Genomic DNA, 25324 nt, shown 5'->3' on the forward strand with positions numbered 1-25324 from the left:
TCAGTTCCGGGTGTCGGGGACGGTCTGCAGTTCCAGCAGTCGGCCGGCGGAGATCCGCGGATGGGCGGCGGGCGCGGGCAGGCCGCGTCCGGACCGGGCGGCGGACCGGCGGGGCGCCGCCGCGCCGGAGTTGAGCAGCCGCCAGCGGACCCGCACCGTGTCCAGCAGCATGGTCAGCACCGCGGCGGGGCCGACGGTGCTGCTGGTGCGGAAGTGGAACTCCACCGGGACCCTGGCCACCCGGCGGTAGTGGCGCCGGTGCAGCAGGGCCAGCAGTTCCAGGTCGAAGACGAATCGGTTCTCCCGGCACAGCGGCAGCACCTCGGCCAGCGCCTCGCGGCGGAACACCTTCAGCCCGGTCTGGGTGTCGCCGACCGGCAGCCGGAACAGCGCCCGGGTCACCGCCCGGTAGCCGTGCGAGCACAGGCTTCTGACGGCGCCGTAGTCGGGCCCGGTCCCGCCGGGCCCCAGTTCCTTGCTGCCGACCGCGGCGTCCAGGTCACCGCCGCGCGCGACGTCCAGGACCCGCGGCACCAGGTGGGCCGGGAGGTCGCCGTCGGCGTCGATGAAGCCCAGCCAGCGGCCCCGACCCTGAGCGAAGCCGGTCCGCACCGCCGCGCCCTTGCCCGCGTTGACGGGGTAGCCGATCCGGCGCAGCCGGGGGTGGACCAGCTCGGCCAGCAGCAGTTCGCTGGAGTCGGTGCAGCCGTCGGACACCGCCAGCACCTCGAAGTCGCAGCCGTGCTGGTCCAGCACCCGCAGCAGTTCACGGACGTGCCGGACCACGGCGGGCCCGGGGTTGTAGTAGGGGACGACCATGGTCAGCTCCAACTCGGCCGCCTGGCCCAGGCCCCCGAGCGGACGGCCCCCGGGCAGGGAACCTCCCCCCTGGGGCGTCCGGGCGGCATCGCCGCGGACGGCGGCCGTCGGCAGCCGCCGGTAGGCGATGCCGACCGCAGCCGCCGCCGACAGTGCCAGCGCCGCGGCGATGCCGTCCGCGGTCCGCGGCAGCAGCAGCGCCAGCACCGGGAACGCCGCCACCGCGACCCAGGCCCAGGGGGCCGAGGTGCCCGCGCTGACATGGCTGTGCAGCAGCAGGGTCAGCATCAGCAGCAGGGTCGCGGCGGCGCCGAGCCACAGCCCCAGCACCGGCGGGACCAGATAGCCGGGCCCCAGCAGCAGCGGGATCAGGTTCCGGCCGCACAGCGCGAACCCGGCGGTGACGGCGGTGCCGGTCACCGCGCAGGCGAGCAGCCCCTGCCGCTGCGCCCGAGCCGAGGTGCGGGCGTCGGCCGAGGCCAGCCGTCCCAGCAGCAGCACCACCAGGGTCTGCGCCGCGCCGAGCACCGCCTTGGCCAGGAACGCCCCGGCGACATAGCTGCCGACCTCGGCGTCGGGCAGCCAGCGCCGGGCGCAGACCAGGTCGACGCTGGTCAGCGCGCCCAGCCCGGCGATGGTGAGCACAGCCCGCCCCGAAGCCCGCCATCCGGGCGCCAGCACCTCGTCGGGGCCAGGATCCAGGTCGCCGCCCAACTCCGCCGCGGGCGCAGGCACCGCGGCCCGCACGCCGTCCTGCCCACGGTTCCGTCGTTCGTCCCGTCCGCCGTCCCGCCCGTCCCGGCGCAGCGTCCGGTGCAGCAGCGTCCGGTGCAGCAGGAGCGCGGTCACCACCTCGCCCAGGACGGTGGCGGCCAGCACCGCGTTCACCGCGCCGCCGCAGAGCAGGGCCGCTGCCGCCACCAGCAGCCGCACGCCGTTGCCCACCGCCGCGGGGGCCACCACCGCGCTCCAGCCGCCGACGCCGTAGACCCGCGACCACAGCACCACGCACGCGGTGTTGGGCAGCACGAAGGCCAGCGCCAGCAGCAGCGGCAGCGGGCCGGAGAGGTGCAGCGCCGCGGCGGCCGGCCGGCAGCCGGGGGCCAGCACCGCACAGACCGCGGCGGCGGTCGCCAGCGCGCGGCGCAGCAGCGGTCGGACGTCGCAGTCGCCGCCGCGCTCGACCGAGCGGACCACAAGGCCGCCGAACAGGGTCTGCAGGGCGGCCATCGGCACGCCGACGGTGGCCACCAGACCCAGGACGACCCCGAGCGCACCGTAGTCCGCGGGCCCCAGCAGCCGTCCCGCCAGCACGTGCAGCAGCACGCTCGTGCAGCCGGAGGCCGCCAGCAGCAGCGCCGGCATCACCGTGGAGCCCCCCGTCCGACCGCTGGGGTGCGACGGTCGGACAGCGGGCTCGGCCTCGGGCAGGCAGGTACTGCGCACCTGAGAGTTACTCATCGATTCGGGCTCAACCGTGCTTCCTGCGGCGGGCCTTGGTCGCGAGCACCGCGGTGCCGGTGAGGGCGCACGCCCCCAGTCCGATGGCCGCCCATGACGCCGGGTCGGTGCCGGTCGTCGCCGCGACCGGGGCCGCGTCGGCGCCGGTGTGCGCGAGCACCCGGCCGCCGCTGCCCACCACGATGGTCAGGGTCTCCTCCAGCGTTCCGCCGCGGGGGTCGGGGCCCACCGCGTAGAGGACGTGCGTCCCCGGTGCCAGTCCGGCTGGGAGCACTACCGTCCAGGTGAAGGAGCCGGAGGCGTCGGTCTTGACCGAGCCGAGCGAGATCGCCTGGCTGCGGATCGAGAGCTGGACCGTGGAGCCGGGGACGAAGCCGCTTCCGGTGACCTCCAGCGACGACCCGGGGCGCAGGTCGTTGGTGCTGCTGTCGGGCTGGAGCGAGCCGGTGTGCAGCGGGTAGGTGCCGCTGCCTCCGGCACTGACGGCGCCGGCCATCGCCGGGGTGGCGGCGAGGCCGAGCAGCGCGGTGGCGGCGACGACGGCAGAGACGCTCAAACGCGCCCATCGCTTGCGGACATGACGTTTCATCAGAAACCTTCCCGGTGATCTGGACCAGCACGGCGGCCCGGGACGGACGCCCCGGGCCCTCAGGCCTGAAGTGGTTCACCCGCCGACGACGACGCGAAGAGAAGGTTGCGGACAAGTCACCCGTACGCAGTCCAAGATCATCCGATGGGCCGAACAAACAAGCCATCGACGGGCGCGTGTCGGGCAGGGCAAGCAGGACCGGCCGGGTCACCATGAGGCGAAAGCGACAAATCGACCCTGGAGTACGGCATGGACACGCCCGACCGCGCCGCCTTCGCCCTCCTCGGCCTCGCCCGCCGCTACCTGGGCGGCACCGCCCTGAGCCGCTCGGAGACCGCGGCGTCGGTGCTGCGGGCGCTGATCCGGCCGCTCCTCGGCAGCGGGACCGGCACCGCGGCGTTCCGCGGGATGCGGCTGGAGGTCCCGACCGCCAGCAGCAGCATCGCCGCCGGACTGCACGGCGGCTTCTACGAGCGGCTCGAACTGGATCTGTTCGAGGAGCTGTGCGCGCGGAGCGGCTGCGTGGTCGACGTCGGCGCCAACCTCGGCGTCTACAGCTGCGCCGCCGCCCGGCTGCTCCCGGCCGGAGCCCTGCTGGCCGCGTACGAGCCCGCCCCCGGCAACCTCGCCCTGCTGCGCCGCAACCTGCGCGGCAACACCGACGACCGGCACCGCGCCGAGGTCCTGCTCCAGGAGTGCGCGGTGGGGCCGACGGCCGGGACGGTGCGGCTGGGCCTGAGCAGCGACATCGGGCTGCACGCGGTCACCCTGGACGGATCAGGCGACCACACCGTGCCGCAGGTCGCGCTGGACGACGCCGTACCGGCCCTGCTGGCCGCCCGCCCGCACCTCGCCACGCTCGACATCCTCAAGATCGACGTCGAGGGCTACGACGGCCACGCGCTGCGCGGGGCCCGCGGCGTGCTGGCCCGCCACCGGCCCGCCCTGATGATCGAGTTCAGCCGCCCGCAACTGGCCCGCTGTGGCTTCACCGGGGAGGAGTTCGTCGCGCTGATCGAGGAGTGCTACGACGAGATCCACATCATCGAGGAGTCGCGGAACCGGATCACCGTCTGCCCGCCGGACGCGCTGCTGCGCCCCGAGTACCGCAGCAAGCTGCTCAACGTGGTCGCCGTCAGCCGTCCCGAGCACCGCGCGGTGGCCGCCGCCTGGGCCGCCCGCGGCGGCGCCCGCCGTCAGCCGGCGGCGGGCGCGGTCGCCGCGAGGCGGTAGGCGGCGAGTTCGGCGGCGGCGCTGGCGAGCATCATGTCCAGGGCGGGCGGATAGGCGCTGAGGTTCATCCGCTCCGTCAGCAGCTGTGCGGTGGCCGCGATATGAGGATGCGTCAACTCCGGCAGCCGGGCGTAGGTGGCCTGCCAGATCTCCTGGTCCGCGCGGCGGGCGGCCTCCGGCAGGGCCAGGGAGGCGGCGTCCAGCGCGGCGAAGGCCAGGGTCTGGTCGATGAAGACGTGGTAGATCCGCACCGCCGCCGCGTCGGCGAAGCCGGCCCCGCGCAGCAGCCCCAGGACCGCCTCGTCGGCGGCGATCTCCTGCGGGCGTCCGCTGACCCGGCTGGCGGTGAGCACCGCCGCCTGCGGATGCGCGAGGTAGGCCGCGTGGATCCGCAGCCCCAGGTCGCGCAGGTCGGCCTGCCAGTCGCCGACCGTCTCCCAGCCTGCCACGGCCCGGCCCATCAGCTCGTCCGCCAGGGCCAGGGTGAGATCGTCCATGCCGCTGAAGTAGCGGTATACGCTGCTGGCGTCCGCGCCCAGGGCCAGCCCGAGCCGCCGGGCGGAAAGGCCCTGCGCGCCGTGCTCGCGCAGCAGCCGCAGCGCGGTCTCGATGATCAGCCCATGGCTGAGCACCTCGCCGCTCTTCGTCTGCCGCCGCCGCTTCCGCTGCTCGTCCCTGACCACGGTCTTCGCCATGGCCGCAAGCTTACGCCAACAGGGTTGACCTTTGCTTGCCCCCGTTCTTGAATGACATCAAGGGTGATGACTACCCCATCTCCCTCAGAGCGGACGAAAAGGATGTAACGCCATGCGGATTCTGCTGGTCGGCGCGGGCGGCGTGGGAACCGCGATCACCCGGATCGCCGCGCGCCGGGACTTCTTCGCACAGATGGTGGTCTCCGACTACGACCTCGGCCGGGCCGAGGCCGCGGTGGCCGCGATCACGGCCTCCGACCGGGACGGCTCCCGCTTCAGCGCGGCCCGGGTCGACGCCTCCGACCAGGCCGCGGTCACCGCACTGCTGCGGGAGCACGACTGCGACGTGCTGCTCAACGCCACCGACCCGCGCTTCGTCCTGCCGCTGTTCGGCGCGGCGCTGGAGGCCGGGGCGAGCTACCTGGACATGGCGATGTCGCTGTCCTACCCGCACCCCGAGCGCCCGCACGAGCTGTGCGGCGTCAAGCTCGGCGACGACCAGTTCGCCCGCGCCGAGGAGTACCAGAAGGCCGGGTTGCTGGCCCTGGTCGGCATGGGCGTGGAGCCGGGCCTGTCCGACGTCTTCGCCCGGCACGCCGCCGACGAGCTCTTCGACGAGATCGAGGAGGTCGGCATCCGCGACGGCGCCAACCTGACCGTCGAGGGCTACGACTTCGCGCCGTCCTTCAGCATCTGGACCACCATCGAGGAGTGCCTCAACCCGCCCGTGGTCTACGAGAAGGACCGCGGCTGGTTCACCACCGCCCCGTTCAGCGAGCCCGAGGTGTTCGACTTCCCCGAGGGCATCGGACCGGTCGAGTGCGTCAACGTCGAGCACGAGGAGGTGCTGCTGGTGCCGCGCTGGGTGGACGCCGAGCGGGTCACCTTCAAGTACGGCCTCGGCGACGACTTCATCGCCAAGCTGAAGACCCTGCACGAGCTGGGCCTGGACCGCACCGCGCCGCTGACCGTGAAGACGGACCTCGGCCCGGCCCAGGTCTCCCCGCGGGACGTGGTGGCCGCCGCGCTGCCCGACCCGGCCACGCTCGGCGACAAGATGCACGGCAAGACCTGCGCCGGGACCTGGGTCAAGGGCACCAAGGACGGCAAGCCGCGCGAGGTGTACCTCTACCACGTGGTCGACAACCAGTGGTCGATGCGCGAGTACGGCTCGCAGGCGGTGGTCTGGCAGACCGCGATCAACCCGGTGATCGCCCTGGAGCTGGTCGCCACCGGCGCCTGGACCGGCGCGGGTGTGCTCGGCCCGGAGGCCTTCCCGGCCCGGCCCTTCCTGGACCTGCTCAACGCCTACGACTCCCCCTGGGGCCTGCGCGAGCAGTGACGGGCACGGTGCCGTGGTGGGCGGCGGCCGACGCAGCGCGGCGGTCGGCGGGGTCCTGTGTCCAGGCCCCGCCGACCGCCGTTCCCGCTGTGCGGGCTCCTGTCGCGGTTACTGCGTGGTGGTGGGAGTGACGGGGGAGCTGGGTGCGGCACGGCCGCGGCGGCCGGTCATCCCCATCCCCATGGCTGCCAGCCCGAGGGCGCAGCAGACGGCGCCGATCAGCACGTTGTTCCAGATCATCCCGGTAGTGGGACGATGCCCCAGGGTGACCACCCAGGGCGAGATGATCATCCACACGCCGATCGCCGCGACCACCGGGGCCAGCTGGGCCACCCGCTCCGGCGCCAGCGTGAACACGAGGCCGAGCCCGGCCAGGGCGATGCCGATGATCAGGTTGTTGGTCTGGAGGTTGGGGTTCGTCCGCGCGAAGTGGACGACCCACGGGGAGATCGCCGCCCACAGGCCGACGAGCAGGGTCAGGCTGCCTGCGGCGCCCAGGCCGCCGGCGCTGGGGGTGCCGTCCACGCGGGCGTACCGGGCCCGCATTTCCGCCACGTCGGGGTGTCCCGCGATATCGGGGCCTTGATGCGAGATATGGGCCATACCGATCGCCTTCTTCCGACAATCATCGATACTTCCGCTATGCCCCATTCCCTCCTTATATAGGCTTTACACACCGATATGTCGGCGACCTTGAGCGCATGCCGACGACGCCGGTCGGGCCCTCGAACACCGCGAACCCCCTGTTCAGCCGGTCGCGGTAGCGGCGATCAGGGCGTCCAGGCTTCGTTGGACTACTCGGCAAGCGCGTCGGGTCGGGCCACTGCACGCCGGGTCGATCGCCAACGCGGCCCAGTGGCCACTGCGTTCGCGGGCCCGGACGGAGAGCTGCTCGGACGGCGCGGTGGACGGCAGCCCCAGCCGCAGGGCGGCCGAGTAGCCGCGCTCGCCGACGATGCGCAGCGCGTCCGCGGCGTCGGCCAGGCTGAACCGGAGCATTCCGGCGTAGTGGTTGCGGACCACCGTGAGTTCGTCGAACGCATGCTCCTGGTAAGCCATTTCGGTGATCTCGACGGTCGCGCGGCGCAGCCGCGGATCGACCGCGCCGCCGGACCTGGCGGCGAGTTCGTCGGCCTCGCTGATCAGGCTCTGCAGCTTGATCAGGTCGGCACGCAGCACGAAGTGGTCCCGCAGCAGCTGCCAGAAGCCGGTCATCCCGCTGCGGCCGTGCAGTTCCCGGCGCAGTTCGGCGGGATCGTCGATGCCCTGGCGGATCAGGTCGCAGGCGAGGGTGATGCCGTGGGCGCTGAACCGGTCGAGCAGTGACGCCCGACGGGGCGCGGGCACCGGGAACCCGTCCAGGGCATCGCCGGCGAAGCCGGGACCGAAGCCCACCTTTCTGGTCAGCAGCGCCGGTGTGATGTCCGTGGCCAGCGCGGTGAGGTCGGCGAAGTCCTGCCCGGTGAAGCTGCCTGCGGCGGCGCCGACCAGGCTGGCCAGCGGGCGCAGCTCATACAGCTGGCGGTTCGCCCCGCCCTCCCGCATCAGCCGGTCGGCGACGGTGCGGCCGACCGCGAGCACGTCCTGGCGGTCGTGGCGCCAGTAGCGCTCGACCTTGGTGAGCGCGCCGATGGCGGTGATCGGGCTGGTCAGCTCGGTCGCGGCACGTTTGAAGTCACGCAGCAGCTCGTCCTCACCGGCCGACCGGCCGCGCGAGGAGAAGACATGGACCAGGGCGTCGGCCTTTCTGGCACGTTCCCGGGCAGCGGCGGCGACCGCGGGCTCGGAACCGGCATCGGGGTCAAGCTCGGGCCCGCGGAGTCTGAGGTAGCTCAGGGTGCTGGCCGTGTCGGAGGCGAACACCGAGTCCAGGCCGGGGGTGTCGATGAGGTCGAAGTCGGCGAGGCGGGGGCTGGGGTAGCCGAAGACAGCGTGGTCGACGGCGGCGAGGAAGGCGGGATCGGCGGTCCGGTGGTGGGCGGTGAGGTTGGCCAGTTCCTCGACGGTCGCGGCGGCGGCGCGAGCGATCCGGCCGTCCTGGTAATGGATCGTCAGTTCCGGGGTCGGGGTGTGGCGCAGCCGGCACACGTTGAGGGTCAGCTCGGTCTGTCCCGTGGCCATCACCGGCTCCCCGAGGAGGGCGTTGACCAGCGTCGACTTGCCCGCGCTGACTCGGCCGACCAGCGCCACCCGCATCGGCTCAGGAAACTCCTCCCGCCGCTGCGCCAGCAGTCGGCGCGCCTCGGCGAGAGACGGCTCCGCCGTGGGCAGTTGGCTCAGCGCCCGCCCCAACGCGGCATCCACCCGCCCCCGAAGCCCACCCTCCCCGTCCGGAAAGGCCTGCTGCCCGCTCACCCCTCCCCGCCTTCGCCGGGAACGACGGCCCCGGTGACGCCGGCCTCCATTTGTGCGTTCTCCGCCAGCTGCGGTGGTTCCGGGGCGGCGAGGCGGGCGACGTACCGGGACAGCGTCGCCACCCGCTCGCGCAGGGCGTCGAGTCGGGCGCGTTCGTTGGCGAGTTCCGGCTCGCGTGCTCGGACTTCGGCCGCGCTGCGGTGCCGGGCCTGGTGGGCCCGGAGCACGGCGCCCTCCGCGCTGTCCCGTTCCTGCAGGATCCTGCTCTCCAGCTCGACCACGATCGTGTCGGCCAGGTCGTCGGCCGCCGCGTCCACCGCCCGGCGGACATGCTGCTGCTGCGCCGCGTACCACGGCTGGAGGTCGGTCAGCAGGTCTGTCCGACGAACCTCCCTGGCCTGCTGCTGCGCGGCCCTGATCGCCTGGTGGAAGTCGACCGCGCTGCCGACCAGCCCGCCGATCGCGACCCCGAGGCCGGTGCCGATGACCGTACTCGCCCCGGGAATCGGGACGATGAACGGGATGACCAGCCTCCCCACGGTCGTCCCCAGGGTCGCGCCGATCCTGACCCCGTTCTTGGACCCGTCCCACCACATCCCGATGACCGCCTTGGGCTGCTCCCTCAGCTGCCTGGGCTCAGGCGGGGTCCTGGGTGGCAGCCTCGGCGCGGGGGCCTCCGGCAGCCTGCTGACCTCCGGCCGTCCGAGCACCAGTTCGTTCTGCTTCTCGAACTCCCCCTGCAACGAGGCCGCACCGTCCTCCAGCAGCTTCCCGGCCGCGGCCAGGACCGCGGTGACGTCCTCGGCCAGCGTCTTGAGCAACTGGTCGGTGTCGTCCAGTAGTTCGTCGCTGCTCAGGTAGTCCTCCCCGAGCCGCTGCCAGACCTCTTCGAGGCCGGCCAGGGTCCGGGCCTCGACCTCGCGGCAGAGGTCGCGCACCCGCCGCGACAACGTGCGCCGCCACTCCGCGTCCCCCGCCTCCAGCGCGGCCAGCCGCCGCTGCCGCGCGGCCAGCGCCTGTTGCAGCGCCTCGATCGCGTCGGCCTCCCGGGCGCGCAGCGACTCGGCCTCGGCCTCGACCGGCTGCAGCAGCGCCACCGCCGAGCGGTCCAGGTCGGTCAGCGCGCCGCCGAGCAGCAGCCTGGCCCGGCGCCGGGCCAGCGCGCCCCAGATCAGCCGCTCCAACTCGGCGAAGTTGCTCATGGCCAGGTCGCCCTGGTCGGGTTCGGCCAGGTGGTTCAGCTTGGCCTGGGTGGAGACCGGGACCAGCGGGACCCGGTCCTCCGCCCGCCCGGTGGCCGCCGCGATCTTGCCCCGGGTGTCGGCCAGTACCGGTCCGTAGTCGGCGACTTGGTCGATCTTGGTGAGCACGAACAGCAGGGCGTCCTCGTCGTCGACCACCCGCACGGTGACCGCCGCCCTTCGCAGGAACCGGAGTTCACTGTCCGTCAGCGGTTCCACGTCGGTCACGAACAGCACCACGTCCGCGTTCGGCAGCATCGCCGTGGTGGCCGCGGTGTGCGCGGTATGGACGCCGCCCACGCCCGGCGTGTCCACCAGGGTCAGCCCGGAGGCCAGCCGCGGGTTGGGGGTCTCGACCAGGACCGACCTGACGCCCTTGCCGTTGCCCGGATTCCCCGCCTCGGTGACGTAGTCGCCCAACTCGGCACGCTCGACCCGCCGTTGCTCCTCGGCGGTGCCGTCGACCCCGTCGAGCGTCACCGTGACGCGCTCCTCGGACCCGTACGTCACCGTGGTGACCAGGCTGGTGGCGTAGTAGTCGTCGACCGGGAACAGCCCCGGCTCCTCCAACAGTGCGTTCAGCAGGCTGGACTTGCCGCGCTTGAACTCCCCGCAGACGACGACCGTCAGCCGTCCGTCCTCCAGCCGCTGCCGGGCGAGGTCCAGTCGGCGCACCGCCTCCACCGCCCCGGCGGCCTCGGCGACGGCGGTCAGCTCGGGCACCAGCGCGAGGGTCTGCTCGCGGAGTACGTCGTAGTCAGGCATGCCGGACCCCGCCCTGGTGGGCACGGGGCTCCGGCCCGGCCAGCGTCACCGCGGCGAGGGCGTAGAGGTAGCCGTCCTCCGAGACGACGTGGACCGCGCCGTCGGCCACCGCCGCCGCGGACTCGATGCCGCCGCCGGTGGCGAAGCTGCGCACGCCGGTCGCGCCGACCGCCTCGGTCGCGTAGAGCCGGTGGTCGGACGAGCCCAGGTAGACCACCCCGTCGCTGACCGCCAGGCTCCGTGCCCCGGGGCCGCCCACCCTGCGCCGCCACGCCAACGCGCCGCTGTCGACCGCGAAGGCGGACACCTGGCCGTCGCCGGTGGCCAGCAGCACCGTCCGGACTCCCCCGGTCGCTTCCGGCTCTGCCGCCAGCAGCGGCGGGGACGTCGGCAGCACCCGGGCCAGCCTGCCGCGGAACCCGCCGTCCGACGACTCGGTGGTGGGCGGGGGCTGCCACAGGTCGTGCCCCAGGTCGGCGTCCAACCGGCGCAGCGTGCCGTCCGCGAAGCAGGCGAACACCGATCCCTCGGCGACCAGCGGGGTCCGCGACACCGCGCCCGCCACGCTCCACTTCTGCTTCCCGGTGGCGGCGTCCAGGGCGACCAGCCTGCCGTCGCCGAGCACCGCGTGCACCGTCCCGTCGCGCAGCACCGCGCCGCGGACCCGGGCCTGCACCGGAATCCTCAGCCGCACCGCCCCGGTCCCGGCGTCCAGGAGGTGGAGGTGGCGGTCCTCCGCGCCGAAGCAGAGCAGACCCTGCGCGAGCGAAGGGACGGTGCAGACCGCGTCGCCCGCCTGGTAGCGGACGGACCAACGCGGCGCGCCGGTCGCCGCGTCCAGCGCGTGCAGCCGGCCGTCCCTGCCGCCCAGGTAGACGCAGCCGTCGGCCGCGACCGGCGCGGTGGTCAGCTCGGAGCCGGCGTCGTAGCGCCAGCGCGGCTCGCCGGTCGCGGCCACCCGCGCGTCCACCCGGCCCGGACCGCTGGCGGTGACGACCGTCCGCCCGAGGATCGCGGGGGTCCCGAAGACGCCGTGGATGCCGGTGCGCCAGGGCCGGAACCCGCGTTCGGCCGTGAGCAGCCAGTCACCGGACTCCACCGTCTCGCCCGGTCGGGCGTGCAGCCCCCGGACCGTGCCGCTCTCCTCGGCGCGCAGGCCGAGGATCGCGCCGGAGGTCAGCCGCACCTCGGCGACGTCCGCGCCCGCGGCGTAGGCCTCCCCCGGCCCGACCTGCCAGCGCAGCAGGGTCGCGGTGTCCCCGGGGAGGCTCCAGCGCACCGCCCGCAGCCCGGGGTCCTCGGCCGACTGCCGGACGAAGCGCTGCCGCGCGGTCGCGGCGAACCGTGCGGCGCCGTGCAGCACCGCGTACTGGGGCGCGCCGGACTGGCGGACCGGTCGCGCGAACTCCCGCTCAAGGGCGGCGGCGACCATCGGGATCCGGCTGCTCCCGCCCACCAGCAGGACGGCGGCCAACTCCTCCCGCTGGACGTCCGCCGCGGCCAGCAGGTCGACGCAGCAGCGGATGGTCCTGGCCACGATGGGCTCGGTGAACTTGGTGAACGTCTCCAGGTCGAGCCTGAGTTCGAGCATCTGGTCGAACAGCTCGACCGCGGTCGGCCGGTCGGTCAGCTGGATCTTCATCTGCGCGCCGAGCGTGGCCAGTTGGACCCGGGCCCGGAAGGCGGCGAGCGCCGCGTCGGAACCGGCCGCCGGATCGGCGGTGAGCAGGGCGGCCAGCCGGTCCGGGCCGTGGTCGTGCAGCCACTCCCAGACCGCGGCGTCAATGTCCATCCCTCCGCAGTCGTCCAGGGTGCGGTGGCCGAGCACTCGTTGACTACCGCCACCCGCTCCGTAGCGGACCAGGGCGGCGTCGAAGGTGCCGCCGCCGAAGTCGTAGACCAGCACCAGGTCGCCGGCGGCGAACGGGTCGCCCGCGGGCGGTTCCAGCGCCGCCGCGACCGGTTCGAAGATCAGCTCCACCGCGCTGAACCCGGCCGCCTCGCCTGCCTCGATCATCAGACCCCAGCGCCGGCTGTGGTCGCCGTCGTAGCTGGTCGGAATGGTCAGCACGACCCGGCTGATCGGGCCCCGCCCGTACACCCGCTCGGCCTCCACCCGCAGCGCCCGGAGCACCTCGGTCACCAGCAGGACCGGGCTGAATTCCCGGTCGCCCAGCCGGATCGGTGTCTCCTGGCCCAGATTCCGCTTGAACTCGGTCCGGTAGTTGGCGGGTTGGACCCGCTTGTGCCGATCGGCCGGGGTGCCGACGAGCAGGGTGTCGCCGTCGAGGTAGACCGCCGTCGGCCAGGACCAGGAGAGGCTGGACGGCTCCATGACATGGATCGTCTCGCCGCCCGCGACGATTGCTGCGGATGACGTCGAGGTGCCGAAATCGATTGCCAGAACCGCATCGTTCACTGGTGTTCCCCCCAGCCGTCGTTGGCCTCAGGATAGGCGCGCGCGAGCACCCCGGGGAAGATTTCCCAGAATACTGCACCCCGTCAGTTCTGCTTTTTTGCAAGGGAGTTGGGATGTTCTTGGGGATTCTCCGGGAGTAGCGGAAACTCGCTCGGAAAATTGCCGGGTTCCCGTATTTCGACGAGTTGGCCGTTCCGTGTCGCGGGCAGTGTGGAGGGTGCGCACCGGGCCCGGCGGCGGGTGGGCTGCGGCGGTCGGCGGGGGCGGGGTGACGGTTCGTTCGGGTGAGGGGGAGATCCGAATGCACCGGCGTCGACCCCGGCGTCGACCCCGCCGCCGGGCTCGGGCGGGCGGCGGGCTTGACCGGGACGGGTGGGGCGGGCGACCGTTTCGTCCAGAGCGTCGCGGTTCCCGGCGGCCGACGACCGCGCTCCCGCACCGAGGAGTGGATCATGTACCCCGGCCTGGAATACAGCACGGTCATGGACATCGACGTCGAACAGTCCGGCGGGCGCGGCAACACGCCCTCGCTGCTGCTGCGCGAGGCGCTGTTCGGCGCGGTGGAGCAGGCCGTCGGCGAGAGCGGAATCGCCTGGCACGCCTGCCGCCTCAAGGATCTGGGCGACGGCCTGCGGCTGATCGTCCCGGCCGAGGTCCCCAAGGCCCGGCTGGTCCATCCGCTGGCCCACCAACTGGCGGCGAGGCTGCGCGCACACAACCGGCTGGCGGGCCCGGCCACCCGCATCCGGGTCCGGATGGCGCTGCACGCGGGCGAACTCCACCACGGGCCGGGCGGGATGACCGGCAGACCGCTGGAGGTGGTGGCCCGGCTGCTGGACTGCGGGCCGCTGCGCGGGGCGCTGGCGGCGGTACCGGACGCGACGGTCGCGGTGATCCTGTCCCGACCGGTGTACGACGACGCGGTGCCGCACGGCTATCCGGGGATCGAGCCCGAGGCGTTCCACCGGGTCACCGTCAGCGTCAAGGAGACCACGACGGAGGCATGGCTGTACTTCCCGGACCACCAGGTCTTCCCGGCGGAAGCGAAGCCGCGGGAGGTGGAGGTGGCGGGGGGAGTGACTGGCGCGGCGGCGGGTGGAGTGACGGGCGATGCGGTGACGGCGGGTGGCGTGACGGGCGCCGAGGCGGCAATCAGCGGTGCCACGACCGGCAAGGTCGCGGCTGGCGAGGCCGCGGCTGGCGAGGCCACAACCGGCGAGGTCGCGGCTGGCAAGGTCGCGGCTGGCAAGGTCGCGGCCGAGGGAGCCTTGGCGCGGTCCCAGCCGTACCCGCTGAGTGACGCCGAGATCGACCAGCGGGCGCGGTCCGCCGGACAGGCGCTCCTCGGCGCGATGGGCACCGACGCCTGGGCCGCGGCCAGGCTCGGCCTGGTCGCCCTGCTCGACCGTGCGAACCATCCCCGCCGCGCCGCCCTCGCCGACCAACTGGACGGCAACGCCGCCCTGGTGCGGACCGCCGCGCAGCCCGACGCCGCACGGCTGGCGTTGCTCGGGCTGTGGGCGCTGGAGCTCTCCGCGCTGCTGCGCGACTACCCCGAGTGCCGCGGCCCGCTGGAGGAACTCGCCGTGCACCTGAACCGGGAGCAGCAGCGGTCGCAGCCGGAGCGGATCGTCCAGCACATCACCGCGTCCGCGCCGGGCTCCAGCTCGCAGGGCGTGGTCAACGGCAGCATCTACAACCGCTGGACCCCCTGCGCCGAGGCCGCCGGCCCACCCGAGCGGGCTCGGCCGCACGACGGCTCCGCCGATGACTGAGCGGCTCCCTCCGCAGGTCAGCCAGGACGTCACCGCAACCGCGGGCTACGCCTACGCGACGATCGGCGCCGACATCCTCCTCACCCGGGACGGCATGCCGCTGTATCTGCTGGAGGCCTGGCGGCCGAGCCCGTCCGCCGACCCGGGCTGGCTGCGCGAACTGCCCAGCCGGATGCTCAACAGCCGCTTCGCCGTGGTCCGTTTCACCGGCCGCGAGCGGGAGTTGGCCACGCTACGCGCCTGGCGCGACGGCGACCAGGGCCCCGAGGCGGACGTGGAGGCGGGCGCCGGGATCAGGACCGACGGAGCGGCGGACGCAGGCCCCGGGTCCGACGGAGCAGCAAGCGCGGGCGCTGCGGCGGACGCGAGGGCGGGCGGCCCGGCTGCTGCCTCGGCGGACGTCGGGATGGCCGGAGCGACGGACGCCTCGGCGGACACCGCAACGGCTGCCGGGACGGCCGCCCCCACCCCCACTCCCACTCCCACTCCCACTCCCGCCGAAGCAACCTCCGCGCGCTGGCTGCATGCCCCCGGTGGTCAGGGCAAGACCCGGCTGGCGGCCGAGTTCGCCGCCCAGTCCGCGGCGGCCGGCTGGACCGTGGTCACCGCGACACACGCCCTCGGTACCGTGCTCGGTCGGCCCGGCAGCCATGACCTGCGGACCGCCGGGACCACCGGCCTGCTGGTGATCGTCGACTACGCCGACCGCTGGCCACGGACGCATCTGCTGGCGCTGCTGACCAACACGCTCATCCGGCGCGGCGCGATCCCGACCCGGATCCTGCTGCTGGCACGCACCGCCGACGCCCTCCCCGGCCTGGACGCGGCCCTCGCCGAGTACGGCATCAGCGTGAGTGAGCACTTACTCACCCCGCTGCCCGACCGGCCCGGCTACCGGGACGCGATGTTCCGGGCCGCCCGCGACGCCTTCGCCGACTGCTACGGCACGGTGGACCCGACCGCGGTCCAACCGCCGGGACCCCTCGACCACCCGGACCTGGGCCTCACCCTGGCGATCCAGATGACCGCCCTGGTCGCCGTCGACGCCCACGCCTCCGGCCGCCGCCCGCCCAGCGGCACAGCCGATCTGACGCTCTATCTGCTCGACCGCGAACGCAAGCACTGGGAACTGCTGCACACCCGCGCCACCCGCACCACAAACCCGGCCACCAGCGCCAACACCACCGGCCCCAGCGCCGCCCCCACCCCCCGCGCCTACTCCACCCCCTCCCCCGTGATGAACCGTGCCGTCTTCGTCGCCACGCTCACCGGCGCGGTTCCGCGCGCCACCGGCGCCGCGCTGCTGACCGGAGCGACACCCGGCCCGGACTCGAACCCGAACCCGGATCCGAGTTCGGATCCGAACCCGGTCCTCGACGACCATGCCTTCTGCTACCCACCGGCCGACCGGACCACCGGCAGCGTCCTGGAGCCCCTCTACCCCGACCGGCTGGCCGAGGACTTCGTCGCCCTGACCGTCCCGGAGCACTCGGCGGCCTACCCGGCCCAGCCCTGGGCCGCGCCGACCGCGACGGCCGTGCTGGCCCGCCGGGGCGACGACCGCGCCGCCGCGCCCTGGACCGGCCGGACCGTCCTGCTGCTGGCAGCAGCGGCCGAGCGCTGGCCGCACCTCGGGCCCGCTTGCCTGTATCCGCTGCTGGCCGACGATCCGCAGCTCGCCCTGGACGCGGGCAGCGCCGCGCTCAGCGCGCTGGCCGCCGTCCCCGACGTCGATCCGGCGGTACTGGAGGCAGTCGACGCCCGCTGCCCGCTCAGTCGTCAACTCGACCTGGACATCGGCATCGAAGCGGTCACCCTTCGCCTGACGAAGCATCAACTCACGCTCACCGAGGACCCCGAGACCCGCGCCGGACTGTATCAACGGCTCGCGATGCGCCAGCACTTCGCCGCCCGCTACGACGACTCCCACGCCAACACCCTTCGGGCGCTGGACCTACTGCGCCCGCTGGCGGATGCAGACCCAGGCCGCTTCGACGCCGACCTCGCCGGGTGCCTCGGCCTGCTCAGCACCAACCTCTCCGCGCTCGGAGCACAGGACGAGGCGCTGCAACCCGCCAAGGAGGCCGAGGAACTCTGGCGCCGCCTCGCCGAGGCCGACACGGAGCGCCACCAAGCCGACCACGGCCAGGCGTTGCAGCTGTTCGGCGCCCAACTGGCCCAAGCGGGCGGCGCCGAGGCGGCGGCGAGGGTCACCCGCCGGGCCGTCGACGTCTGGCGGACAGCCGCCCGGTCGGACGACCCGTACGACCGGGCCGGGCTGGCCCGGTCGCTGCACAACCTCTCCGCCGTGCTGTCCCGGCTGGGCGAGGTCGGCGACGCGCTGGCCGCCGAGGAGGAGGCGCTTGCGCTGCTGCGTCGACTCGCCGAATCGGCCCCTGCCCGCTACGAGCCGGATCTCGCCCGGTCGCTGATGAACCGTGCCGTGGTGCTGAGCGACGCCGGGCAGTGGCAGGAGGCCTCCGCCATCGCCCGGGAGGCCGTGGAGATCCTCCGTCGGCTCGTCCGGATCAACCCGGCCCTGTTCGAGCCGAGCCTCGCCGGGGCGCTCACCAACCTGGCCGGTGTGCTGGGGCGGACCGGCGCCCACGAAGAGGCCCTGGCCTGCGCCGAGGAGGCGGTGGCGACGGCCCGCGAATACGCCGCGGTCCACCCGGCCGCACACGAGCCCGCCCTCGCCGCCGCGCTGAACGCCCTCGCTGTCCGACTGGCCGACCGCGGCCGGTACGAGCCCGCCGTCGCGGCCGGAGAGGAGGCCGTACGGATCACCCGTCGGCTGAACGCCCGTTCCAGGTCCGCGTTTCAGGCCGGCCTTGCACACAGCCTGGGGAACCTCGCGCCCTGGCTGGGCCGACTCGGCCGGAACGACGAGGCCTTCGCGGCAGCGGAGGAGAGCGTCGAACACTACCGGCTCTGCGCCGCCACCAGCCCGGACGAGTACGAACCGGCGCTGGCCTGGGCGCTGACCGGGCTCGGCGGCCAACTGACTCACGCGGGCCGACGGCAGCAGGCAGTCGCCGCCACCGAGGAGGCCGTGCGACTGCTGCGTGGTCTGGCCGACCGGCACCCGGCATTGTTCGCATCCCACCTGGCCGACGCCCTGCACAACCTGGGCGTGCTGCTCGGCCGCACCGACCCGGACCGGGCGCTCGCACCAGCAGAGGAAGCCGCCTCGATCCGGCGCCGGTTGGCCCCGGCCCGGCCCGGGAGCGCCCTGCGGAAGACCGCCGAGGCCGATCTCAGCCTGGGCAACCGGCTGTCCGCTCTACGGCGGCCCGGGGAGGCGCTGCCCCACCTGGAGCGGGCCGTGGCCGCCTACCGGGAGCTGGCCGCGGACACCCCGGCCGCGTTCGAGTCCCATCTCGCCGACGGCCTGAACGACCTCGCCCCGGTCCTCGCCGAGCTGGGCCGGCCGGAACAGGCCCTCAGTACGCTGCGTGAGTCCGTTCGGCTGTTCCGCGCTCTCGCGGCGGCCGAACCCGGCGCCCAAGAGCCGCAGTTGGCCCGCACCCTGGCCAACCTCGGCTCCATGCTGACCGATCAGGGCCTCCAGTGGGACGCGCTGACCGCCGCCGAGGAGGCGCTGTCGGTCAGGCGCCGCGTGGTCGAGCGCGAGCCGGGCAGGTATGAGTCCGATCTCGCCGACGATCTGTGGCTGGTCAGCTTCGCTCTGGTCCAACTGAGCAGATATGACGATGCTGTGACGATTAGTCAGGAGTCGGTCGCGGTGCTGCGCCGACTCGCCGAGGAGGATCCGGACGGCGCGGCCCCGGAGTTGGCGAACGCGCTGGTGCGGCTCTGCGGGGTGCTGCGCAAGGCCAAGCGCCGCCGGGAGGCGTTCGCCGCTGCGCGGGAGGCCGAGCGGATCCGCTGGGAGATCAGGCTGAGCAGACTGGGCGCACAGGCCCGCGCGCCACGGCCGGCGTCGTTTCCGGCCGAGGCTCCGGCACTGGCCCGACGGATGCTCAAGGCAAGCAAGGAACTGTCCTGGATCGGCGAGCCCGACAAGGCGCTGCACCTCGCCCAGGAAGCGCTGCACTGGCGTGAGGCCATGGCCGCCGCCGAACCGGCCCTGTACGCACCGGAACTGGCCGAGGCGCAGTACCACCTGGGCCGACTGCTGCACGCCGCCGGGCGGCACCAGGACGCCATCGCCGTGTTCGAGCGGGCAGCTGGAACGTTCCGCGGGCTGGAGCGCCGCCACCCGGACGCGGACCGGCTCGGCGTGGCCACCTCGCTGGTGGCCTCGGCGTGGTCGCGACTGCTCCGGGGCGACGACCTCGCACGCTCCCGGGACGAGTTCGCCGAGGCGGCGAAGCTGTTCCAGGCCCTGGCCGAGGCCGATCCCGAACGCTACGCCGAGAGCCACCGGTCGGTGCTGGCCATCCACGCCGACCTGACCGCACTGCTGCGCAGCAGAACCCTCCCCCCGACGGACGACAACGAGGCCGGGAGCGGCGGCCGATGAGCGAGCCGGTGGAACCGACGATCGAGCAGCATGTCACCGCGGACGGCGGAACCGCCGTGGGCGTGGTCGGCGCGCACCTCAAGACGCTCGACGAGCCCACCCCGGGGCACCTGTTCACCCCCTGGCCGCCGACAGAAGCCGACGGCGCCGAGACGCGCGACCCCGAAGCGCAGGACGCCGGGACGCCGGACACCAACCCGCGAGACACCGAAGCGCGGAACGCCAGTACGCGCAGCGCCGAAGCCCTCGCCGACCTGATCCGCTGGCGCGACGACCCCGTCCCGCTGCTGTCCGTACGCTGGCTCAGCTGCCCGGACCCGGCGCACGCGACCGCGCTCGCGAACCACTTCGCCCGCGACTCGGCCACAGCCGACTGGCTCGTCCTGGCCGCAGTGCCGACGCACCCCGCCCAGCGCGCCACCCGACACCCCGCCCGGCACCCCGCCCAGCGCGCCGCCCCGCACCCAGCCCCGCGGCCCGCCAGCGTCCCGCCCGCCCACAGCGACCTGCTGGTCCTGGTCGAGCGCGCCGACACCCGAGGCCTCGACCACCTCGGCTGGCTGCTCTCCGACGCCGCATTCCACCAGGCCGGGCGCAGAGCCCGGCTACTCCTCCTGGCTCCGGACGGCGACGCCTGGCCCGCGCTCCGCGGAGCCCTCGCCGACGAGCCGGTCCGCACCTCCTGGCAGCAACTCGCGACCGCGCCCACGACCGCGCTGCCGACCGCGCCCACGACCACCGCTCACGACGCCGGATAGGCGATCCGCTTCAGCCGCTCCAGGTCGTTGACCGTCACCGTCCGGTACCCGGTGGAGACCACCCCCGCGGCCCGCAGCTGCCGCAGCGCCTTGTGCACGGTGGGCTCGGCCGCCCCGGCCAACTCGGCCAACTCCGGCTGGGTGAGCGGCCAGTGGATCTCCACCCGGTTACCGTTGCGCACGCCGTAGCTCTCGGCTATCTGGTACAGCACCCGGGCCAGCCGGGTCGGGGCGTCGCTCCCGGTGAAGTCGATCTGCCGGGAGTTGGCCTCCCTGAGCTTGGTGACCACCGACTGGTTCACCGCGTGTGCGATCCGCGGCTCGCGCCGCAGACAGTCCAGGAAGTCGGCCTGGCCGACTGCCCGTGCCACCACCGTTCCGCAGGTGGTGACGGTGGCCGAACGGGCCTGGCCGTCCACCGCGGTGAGTTCGCCGACCAGGTCGCCGCCCATCCTGACGGCCAGCAGCGCGTCCCGCCCGGACTGGGTCTGCCCGGTCACCTTGACCACCCCGTCCAGCAGGATCAGCACAAAGCTGGTCGGGTCGGACTCGCGCATCAACACCCGTCCCGGCTCCGGGTACTGGGTCAGCGCGCCGAGCGCCAGCAGCCGGTTCCGGGCCGACTCGTCGAGGCTGCCCAGCATGCTCGCGGGCGGCCAGCCCCAGTCACCGCGGACCCGGCGGCCGGGCGTGCTTCCGGGCCTCGGCTGCTCTCTGCCGTCCATGCTGTCAGACCCGCCTTCGACGTCGTCCACCGTCTGAGTAGCTGTCAGAACGATTGTCCGACACGGGAGTCGCCAGTGGGGCCGAACCCGTACTGGGACTGGATGGGCGTTCCGGATCCGGGCGACAGTGAAGTACGCCGACATCCGTCGGCAGCTCGGAGGGGGAGACTTCCGTGACAGAGCCAAGGCCCGAGCCGGAGCCCGAGCCCGGGGTGCGGCGGCTGTGCGTCGCGCTGGCCGCCGACGCACCCGGCCTGCTCGCCACGGCCCGCCGGTCCGGCCGGCTCGACCGGCTGTATGTGTCGACGGACGGACGCGGCGGGATCGAGGTCGGCGTCGCACCGCCGGGCGTGGACGAGTTGGGGCTGATGCGGGACCTGGTCGGGGTGCTGCGCCGGGAGGTCTCCCGGCGGCGGCACGACCTGTCGCGTCCGGTGCTGCTGGTGCTGCACGTCGGCATCATCCGCGCGGTGGACGGCGGCCTCGGCGGCGCGGGCACCGGCCGGAGCCGGGAGCTGGCCCGCGACCGCGAGATCCGGGCAGCCGCGGACGGGGCCGGGGGCCCCGGCGGACTCACCCTGATCGTCTCCGAGGCCCTCTACGCCGACCTCCGCGCCGAGGGCCTGTCCGGCCTCGGCTGGCAGCTGATCGCCTCCGCGGGCGCGTGGATCCGCTCCTTCGGCCCGGCGTCGGACTCCCGGACCGACCGCGACGGGGACTTCTGAACAGAAAAGCAGAGACCGAACCCGCGCCGACGGGATCACCCCCGGTGCGGCTGCAGCCGGGCCCTTCGGCGCGGGGCGGCCATGCGACCAACTCTGGTACCGGCCCCGACCCCGGCCCGGTCGGGCAGCAGCACAGGAGGAACAGCCTGACGCTCCACCGGCGGCGTCTCGTTCGGCCAGATCGCCAGGGCGGTGCAGATGGCCGGGAGCAGGGCCATCACCGCGGTCAAGTAGCCCTGGACCGAAGGGTGGTAGCGGTCCGAGGCGAACATCTGCGGCTTGTGGGCGAACTCCGGGCCGAGCAGTGAGCCCAACTCGACGCTGTGGCCGCCGTTCGCGGTCACCACGCGGGACTGCGCCGCCGCGAGCCGGTGGCTGGCCAGGCGGGCCAGGGTTCGCAGCGGCGGGCGGATCGGCTGGACCACGCCCAGGTCGGGGCAGGTGCCGACGACCACCTGGGTCCCGGCCGCCCGGAGCTGCCGCACCGTGTCACCGAGCATCCGCACCGACTGGGCGGTGGTGATCCGCTGGGCGATGTCATTGGCGCCGACCATGATCAGCGCGACGTCCGGGGCCGGACGCCCGTCCAGTACGATCCGGGTCTGCCGTTCCAGGTCGTCGGAGGCGGCCCCGTTCGCCGCGACCACGAGCAGTCGCACCGGGCGCTCGGCGATCGAGGCGATCCCCCCGGCCAGCAGCGCGCCGGGGGTGTCCCGGCCCCGGTCCACGCCGAACCCGGCGGCGGTGGAGTCGCCCAGCACCGCCATCGCCAGCGGGGGCGCGTCCCGACCGGCGAGGTCCTGCCCGGCGAAGTCCTGTCCGTAGAGGCCGTCGGCGCGTGGCGGCTCGCCCTTCAGCGCGTCGAGTTGGATCTCGGCGAGCTTCGCCTCGGCCAGCAGCAGTCCGACCAGGCCGACTCCCAGCAGTCCGACCCCGGCCCCGCCGTAGGCCAGCGCCGCCGCCGTTCGCCGTGCCACCCGTTCACGCAACATGACCGACCCCCATGACCGACCCCCAGCATGCTTGTATTGCCCAACTACATCAGTCTGCCCCCGGCGGCGCGGCGGAGAAACCCTCGGATTCCCGCAGCCGCAGCACCAGCACGCCGCGCGGCGGCAGCGCCGGATCGCCCTCGGCCGCGACGGGCACCCGGGCCAGTACCTCCGGCCGCCCCGCCACCTGCGACTCCACCCGCTCCGGGGCGGCGATCCAGGGCAGTTCGACCCCTTCGTCGGTGCGGTTGACCAGGAACCAGAAGGTCTCGCCCCCAGCCCGACGCACCGTCAACTCGACCCGGCCGCGAGCGTCGCCAGGGAGTTCCGAGGACACCCCGCCCTCGGCCAACAGCCGTCCCAGGAGCGGGCCCAGGCCCTTCGGGCCGAGCCGGGTGGACACATAGGCGGCCGACCCGCCGCCCGGCACCGGCCGCCGGGTCACGGCGGGATGGCCGGACTGCTCGCCGCTGCTGTAGCGGGCGAGCACCCGCACCGCCGGATCGGTGGTCTGCACCCGCTCGCTCCACAGCGTGCCGCGGCTGCCGTCGTCCAACTCCACCTGCTCGCCGCGGAACAGCGGGGCGAACTCCTCCACCCGGATGCCCAGCAGCTCCCGCAGTGCGCCCGGGTAGCCGCCGGGCCAGATGTGGTTGTCCCGGTCGACCGTCCCGGAGAAGTAGGTGGTCACCAGGTGGCCCCCGCCTTCGACGAACGCGCCGAGCCGGTCCGCCAGTTGCTGCGGGACCAGGTGCAGCACCGGCGCGACCACGAAGGCGTAGCCGGTCAGGTCGGCCGCGGCGGTGACCAGGTCGACCCGGACGCTGAGGTCGAGGAAGGCCGAGTACCAGTCCAATGCCTCCTGCCGGTACCGCAGTTGGGCGGAGGGGTGGGAGTCCAGCTCGGCGGCCCACCAGGACTCCCAGTCGAACAGGACGGCCGCGCGGGCCGGTTCCCGCACCGATCCGGCGACCGGCGCCAACGCGGCCAGAGTGCGGCCCAGTTCGGCACAGGCGCGGAAGACGTCGCTGTCCGGGCCGGCGTGCGGGACCATCGCTGCGTGGTACATCTCGGCCCCGGCCGCGGACTGGCGCCACTGGAAGAAGGCGACCGCGTCCGCGCCGTGCGCCACGTGCAGCAGCGCGTCCCGGGCCAGTTCGCCCTTGCGCTTGGCCGGGTTGACGTCCCGCCAGTTCACCGCGCTGGGCGAGTGCTCCATCAGGTACCAGGGCAGGCCCCGGGCGAGGGCGCTGGTCAGGTTGGCCGAGAAGGAGAGCTCGTCGAGCCGCTGCGGGCCCGGCTTGGCGTAGTGGTCGTTGGAGACGAAGTCGAGTTCGGCGGCCCAGCCCGGGTAGTTCATCGCCCTGGTCTCCCCCATGACCATGAAGTTGGTGGTCACCGGGATCTCCGGGGTGATCCGGCGCAGCACCTCCCGCTCGGCGCACAGGTAGTCCTTGAGCGCGTCGGAGGAGAAGCGCTGGAAGTCCAGCTGCTGGGTCGGGTTGGGGTGGCTGGCGGCGAGCCGGGGCGGCAGGATCTGCTCCCAGTCGCTGTAGACCTGGGCCCAGAAGGAGGTGGCCCAGGCCCGGTTGAGCGCGTCCAGGCTGCCGTAGCGGGCCCGGAGCCAGTCGCGGAAGGCCCGCGCGGCGTCGTCCGAGTAGTCGTGGACGTTGTGGCAGCCCAGCTCGTTGGAGATGTGCCAGGCGGTCAGCGCCGGGTGGTCCCGGTAGCGGGTGGCCATGGTCTCGACCAGGCGGAGCGCGTACTCCCGGAACACCGGGGAGGTCGGCCGCCAGTGCTGGCGGGCGCCGGGCCAGAGGGTCTCGCCGGTGCGGGTGACCGGCAGGATCTCCGGGTGACGGGCCGTCAGCCACGGTGGCGGGGAGGCGGTGGCGGTAGCCAGGTCGACGGAGACGCCGTTGGCGTGCAGCAGGTCCATGATCTCGTCCAGCCAGGCGAAGTCCCAGCTGTCGGCCGTGGGTTGGAGCCGCGCCCAGGAGAAGACCGCGAGCGTGACGACGGTGACCCCGGCCTCCCGCATCAGCTGGACGTCCTCCTGCCAGACCTCGCGGGGCCACTGCTCCGGGTTGTAGTCGGCGCCGTAGTCGAACCGCGGCGCTCGGCCGCCGTCCGGTCGGCGCAGCCAGCGGTGCGGGGAGGGAGGCTCGGTAGCAGGCACACGGCGATGGTACGTGCCGTCCCCGCCCGCACCGGTGAACCGACGGCGACCCGCCCGGGAACCGCGGCGCTCAATCCGGTGGCGACCCGAACCCCGACGCTCAGTCCGGCCGCGGCCCGCCGGGGAAGCTCCGCGCCCAGCCCGGCCGCGGCCCGCCGGGGGAAGCTCCGCTCAGCCCGGCGGCAGCCGACCCGCGCAGGACGGGCACAGGCCGCGGTAGGTGACCTCGACCGCGGCCACGGCGAAGCCGAACCGCTCCCCCGCCGGGAGGTCGGCCAGCGGGTCGCGGGTGGGTCGGACGTCGCGGACGGTACCGCAGCCGGAGCAGACCAGGTGCTGGTGCGGGTGATGCGCGTTGGGGTCGTAGCGCTTGGCCCGGCCGTCGGTGGAGACCTCGGCGACCTCGCCCAGCGAGACCAGCTCGCGCAGCGTGTTGTAGACCGTGGCCCGGGATATCTCGGGCAGCCGCCCCGCCGCGCGGGCGTGCACCTCGTCAGCGGTGAGGTGGACGTGGTCGCCGTCGAGGACCTCGGCGACGACCCGCCGCTGCGAGGTCATCCGCCAGCCGCGTCCCCGCAGCCGCCGCAGAAGGTCACTCATATCGGGCTCCCCTGTCCGGGCTCGGTAAGACTCGTTCGCAGCTCTTGGTGATTATCTTGACTTAGACTCTGTCCATTGTAGGATCGGTTTTGGCGAGAGCCAAGGGACAGGAAGACTCCAGTACGGCAGGAGACAGCGACGTGACGGCCCCGGTGTCCAGGCGAT

General features: G+C 73.7%; 17 protein-coding genes. 6 read left to right on the plus strand and 11 right to left on the minus strand.

The genetic code is table 11. The features are described from left to right. Both ACEZDE_RS21205 and ACEZDE_RS21210 read right to left on the minus strand, forming a co-directional pair. Positions 1 to 2280 (minus strand): glycosyltransferase, encoded by a 2280-nt coding sequence (locus ACEZDE_RS21205; RefSeq protein ID WP_380538128.1) that lies wholly within the window; start codon positions 2278 to 2280, stop codon positions 1 to 3. 10 nt (positions 2281 to 2290) lie between these two features. Next, positions 2291 to 2836: a hypothetical protein gene (locus tag ACEZDE_RS21210; RefSeq protein ID WP_380538131.1), complete on the minus strand. Its 546-nt coding sequence runs from the start codon at positions 2834 to 2836 to the stop codon at positions 2291 to 2293. A 282-nt stretch (positions 2837 to 3118) separates the two neighbouring features. Here ACEZDE_RS21210 and ACEZDE_RS21215 point away from each other — a divergent pair, with 282 nt between their 5' ends. Continuing rightward, positions 3119 to 4102 carry an FkbM family methyltransferase gene (locus ACEZDE_RS21215; protein ID WP_380538133.1) on the plus strand — a complete coding sequence of 328 codons (984 nt, stop codon included), beginning with the start codon at positions 3119 to 3121 and terminating at the stop codon, positions 4100 to 4102. Here the strand turns inward: ACEZDE_RS21215 and ACEZDE_RS21220 are convergent. Then, positions 4066 to 4797: a TetR/AcrR family transcriptional regulator gene (locus tag ACEZDE_RS21220; protein ID WP_380538135.1), complete on the minus strand. Its 732-nt coding sequence runs from the start codon at positions 4795 to 4797 to the stop codon at positions 4066 to 4068. The genes ACEZDE_RS21215 and ACEZDE_RS21220 overlap by 37 nt on opposite strands. Before the next feature lie 112 nt (positions 4798 to 4909). Here ACEZDE_RS21220 and ACEZDE_RS21225 point away from each other — a divergent pair, with 112 nt between their 5' ends. After that, a complete protein-coding gene (locus ACEZDE_RS21225; protein WP_380538137.1) occupies positions 4910 to 6139 on the plus strand; it encodes a saccharopine dehydrogenase family protein in 1230 nt (409 codons plus the stop codon). A 108-nt stretch (positions 6140 to 6247) separates the two neighbouring features. On the opposite strand, the gene ACEZDE_RS21230 is transcribed toward ACEZDE_RS21225, so the two are convergent. From ACEZDE_RS21230 to ACEZDE_RS21245, 4 genes are all read right to left on the minus strand, one after another. Then, complete coding sequence (locus ACEZDE_RS21230; protein WP_380538354.1) at positions 6248 to 6685, minus strand: SPW repeat protein; 438 nt, start codon at positions 6683 to 6685, stop codon at positions 6248 to 6250. A gap of 201 nt (positions 6686 to 6886) precedes the next feature. Beyond that, complete coding sequence (locus tag ACEZDE_RS21235) at positions 6887 to 8443, minus strand: dynamin family protein (protein ID WP_380538139.1); 1557 nt, start codon at positions 8441 to 8443, stop codon at positions 6887 to 6889. A 47-nt stretch (positions 8444 to 8490) separates the two neighbouring features. Next, positions 8491 to 10500, minus strand: a complete 2010-nt coding sequence (locus ACEZDE_RS21240) for a dynamin family protein (protein WP_380538141.1) — start codon at positions 10498 to 10500, stop codon at positions 8491 to 8493. Then, positions 10493 to 12835, minus strand: a complete 2343-nt coding sequence (locus ACEZDE_RS21245; RefSeq protein WP_380538143.1) for an outer membrane protein assembly factor BamB family protein — start codon at positions 12833 to 12835, stop codon at positions 10493 to 10495. The genes ACEZDE_RS21240 and ACEZDE_RS21245 overlap by 8 nt, the downstream gene beginning before the upstream one ends. A gap of 368 nt (positions 12836 to 13203) precedes the next feature. Here ACEZDE_RS21245 and ACEZDE_RS21250 point away from each other — a divergent pair, with 368 nt between their 5' ends. The 3 genes from ACEZDE_RS21250 to ACEZDE_RS21260 are packed head-to-tail and all read left to right on the plus strand — an operon-like array spanning position 13204 to position 19938. After that, entirely contained in the window at positions 13204 to 14694 is a 1491-nt protein-coding gene (locus ACEZDE_RS21250) for a hypothetical protein (RefSeq protein WP_380538145.1), read from the plus strand. Continuing rightward, complete coding sequence (locus tag ACEZDE_RS21255) at positions 14687 to 19180, plus strand: tetratricopeptide repeat protein (protein WP_380538147.1); 4494 nt, start codon at positions 14687 to 14689, stop codon at positions 19178 to 19180. The genes ACEZDE_RS21250 and ACEZDE_RS21255 overlap by 8 nt, the downstream gene beginning before the upstream one ends. Then, complete coding sequence (locus ACEZDE_RS21260) at positions 19177 to 19938, plus strand: hypothetical protein (protein WP_380538149.1); 762 nt, start codon at positions 19177 to 19179, stop codon at positions 19936 to 19938. The genes ACEZDE_RS21255 and ACEZDE_RS21260 overlap by 4 nt, the downstream gene beginning before the upstream one ends. On the opposite strand, the gene ACEZDE_RS21265 is transcribed toward ACEZDE_RS21260, so the two are convergent. Next, the gene (locus ACEZDE_RS21265; protein ID WP_380538150.1) at positions 19923 to 20663 is read right to left on the minus strand and encodes a Crp/Fnr family transcriptional regulator; all 741 of its coding nucleotides are present in this window, start codon (positions 20661 to 20663) and stop codon (positions 19923 to 19925) included. The genes ACEZDE_RS21260 and ACEZDE_RS21265 overlap by 16 nt on opposite strands. A gap of 173 nt (positions 20664 to 20836) precedes the next feature. Between ACEZDE_RS21265 and ACEZDE_RS21270 the strand changes: the two genes are divergently transcribed. Then, entirely contained in the window at positions 20837 to 21388 is a 552-nt protein-coding gene (locus ACEZDE_RS21270; RefSeq protein WP_380538151.1) for a hypothetical protein, read from the plus strand. 35 nt (positions 21389 to 21423) lie between these two features. Here the strand turns inward: ACEZDE_RS21270 and ACEZDE_RS21275 are convergent, their stop codons facing one another. From ACEZDE_RS21275 to ACEZDE_RS21285, 3 genes are all read right to left on the minus strand, one after another. Next, on the minus strand, positions 21424 to 22365 hold the full coding sequence (locus tag ACEZDE_RS21275) for an SGNH/GDSL hydrolase family protein (protein WP_380538153.1): 942 nt from the start codon (positions 22363 to 22365) through the stop codon (positions 21424 to 21426). A 64-nt stretch (positions 22366 to 22429) separates the two neighbouring features. Continuing rightward, on the minus strand, positions 22430 to 24559 hold the full coding sequence (locus ACEZDE_RS21280; RefSeq protein WP_380538155.1) for a beta-galactosidase: 2130 nt from the start codon (positions 24557 to 24559) through the stop codon (positions 22430 to 22432). 171 nt (positions 24560 to 24730) lie between these two features. Further along, on the minus strand, positions 24731 to 25159 hold the full coding sequence (locus ACEZDE_RS21285; RefSeq protein WP_380538157.1) for a Fur family transcriptional regulator: 429 nt from the start codon (positions 25157 to 25159) through the stop codon (positions 24731 to 24733). Positions 25160 to 25324: the final 165 nt, after the last annotated feature.

This window comes from Streptacidiphilus cavernicola (genome assembly GCF_042510955.1).
Taxonomy (GTDB): Bacteria; Actinomycetota; Actinomycetes; order Streptomycetales; family Streptomycetaceae; genus Streptacidiphilus; species Streptacidiphilus cavernicola.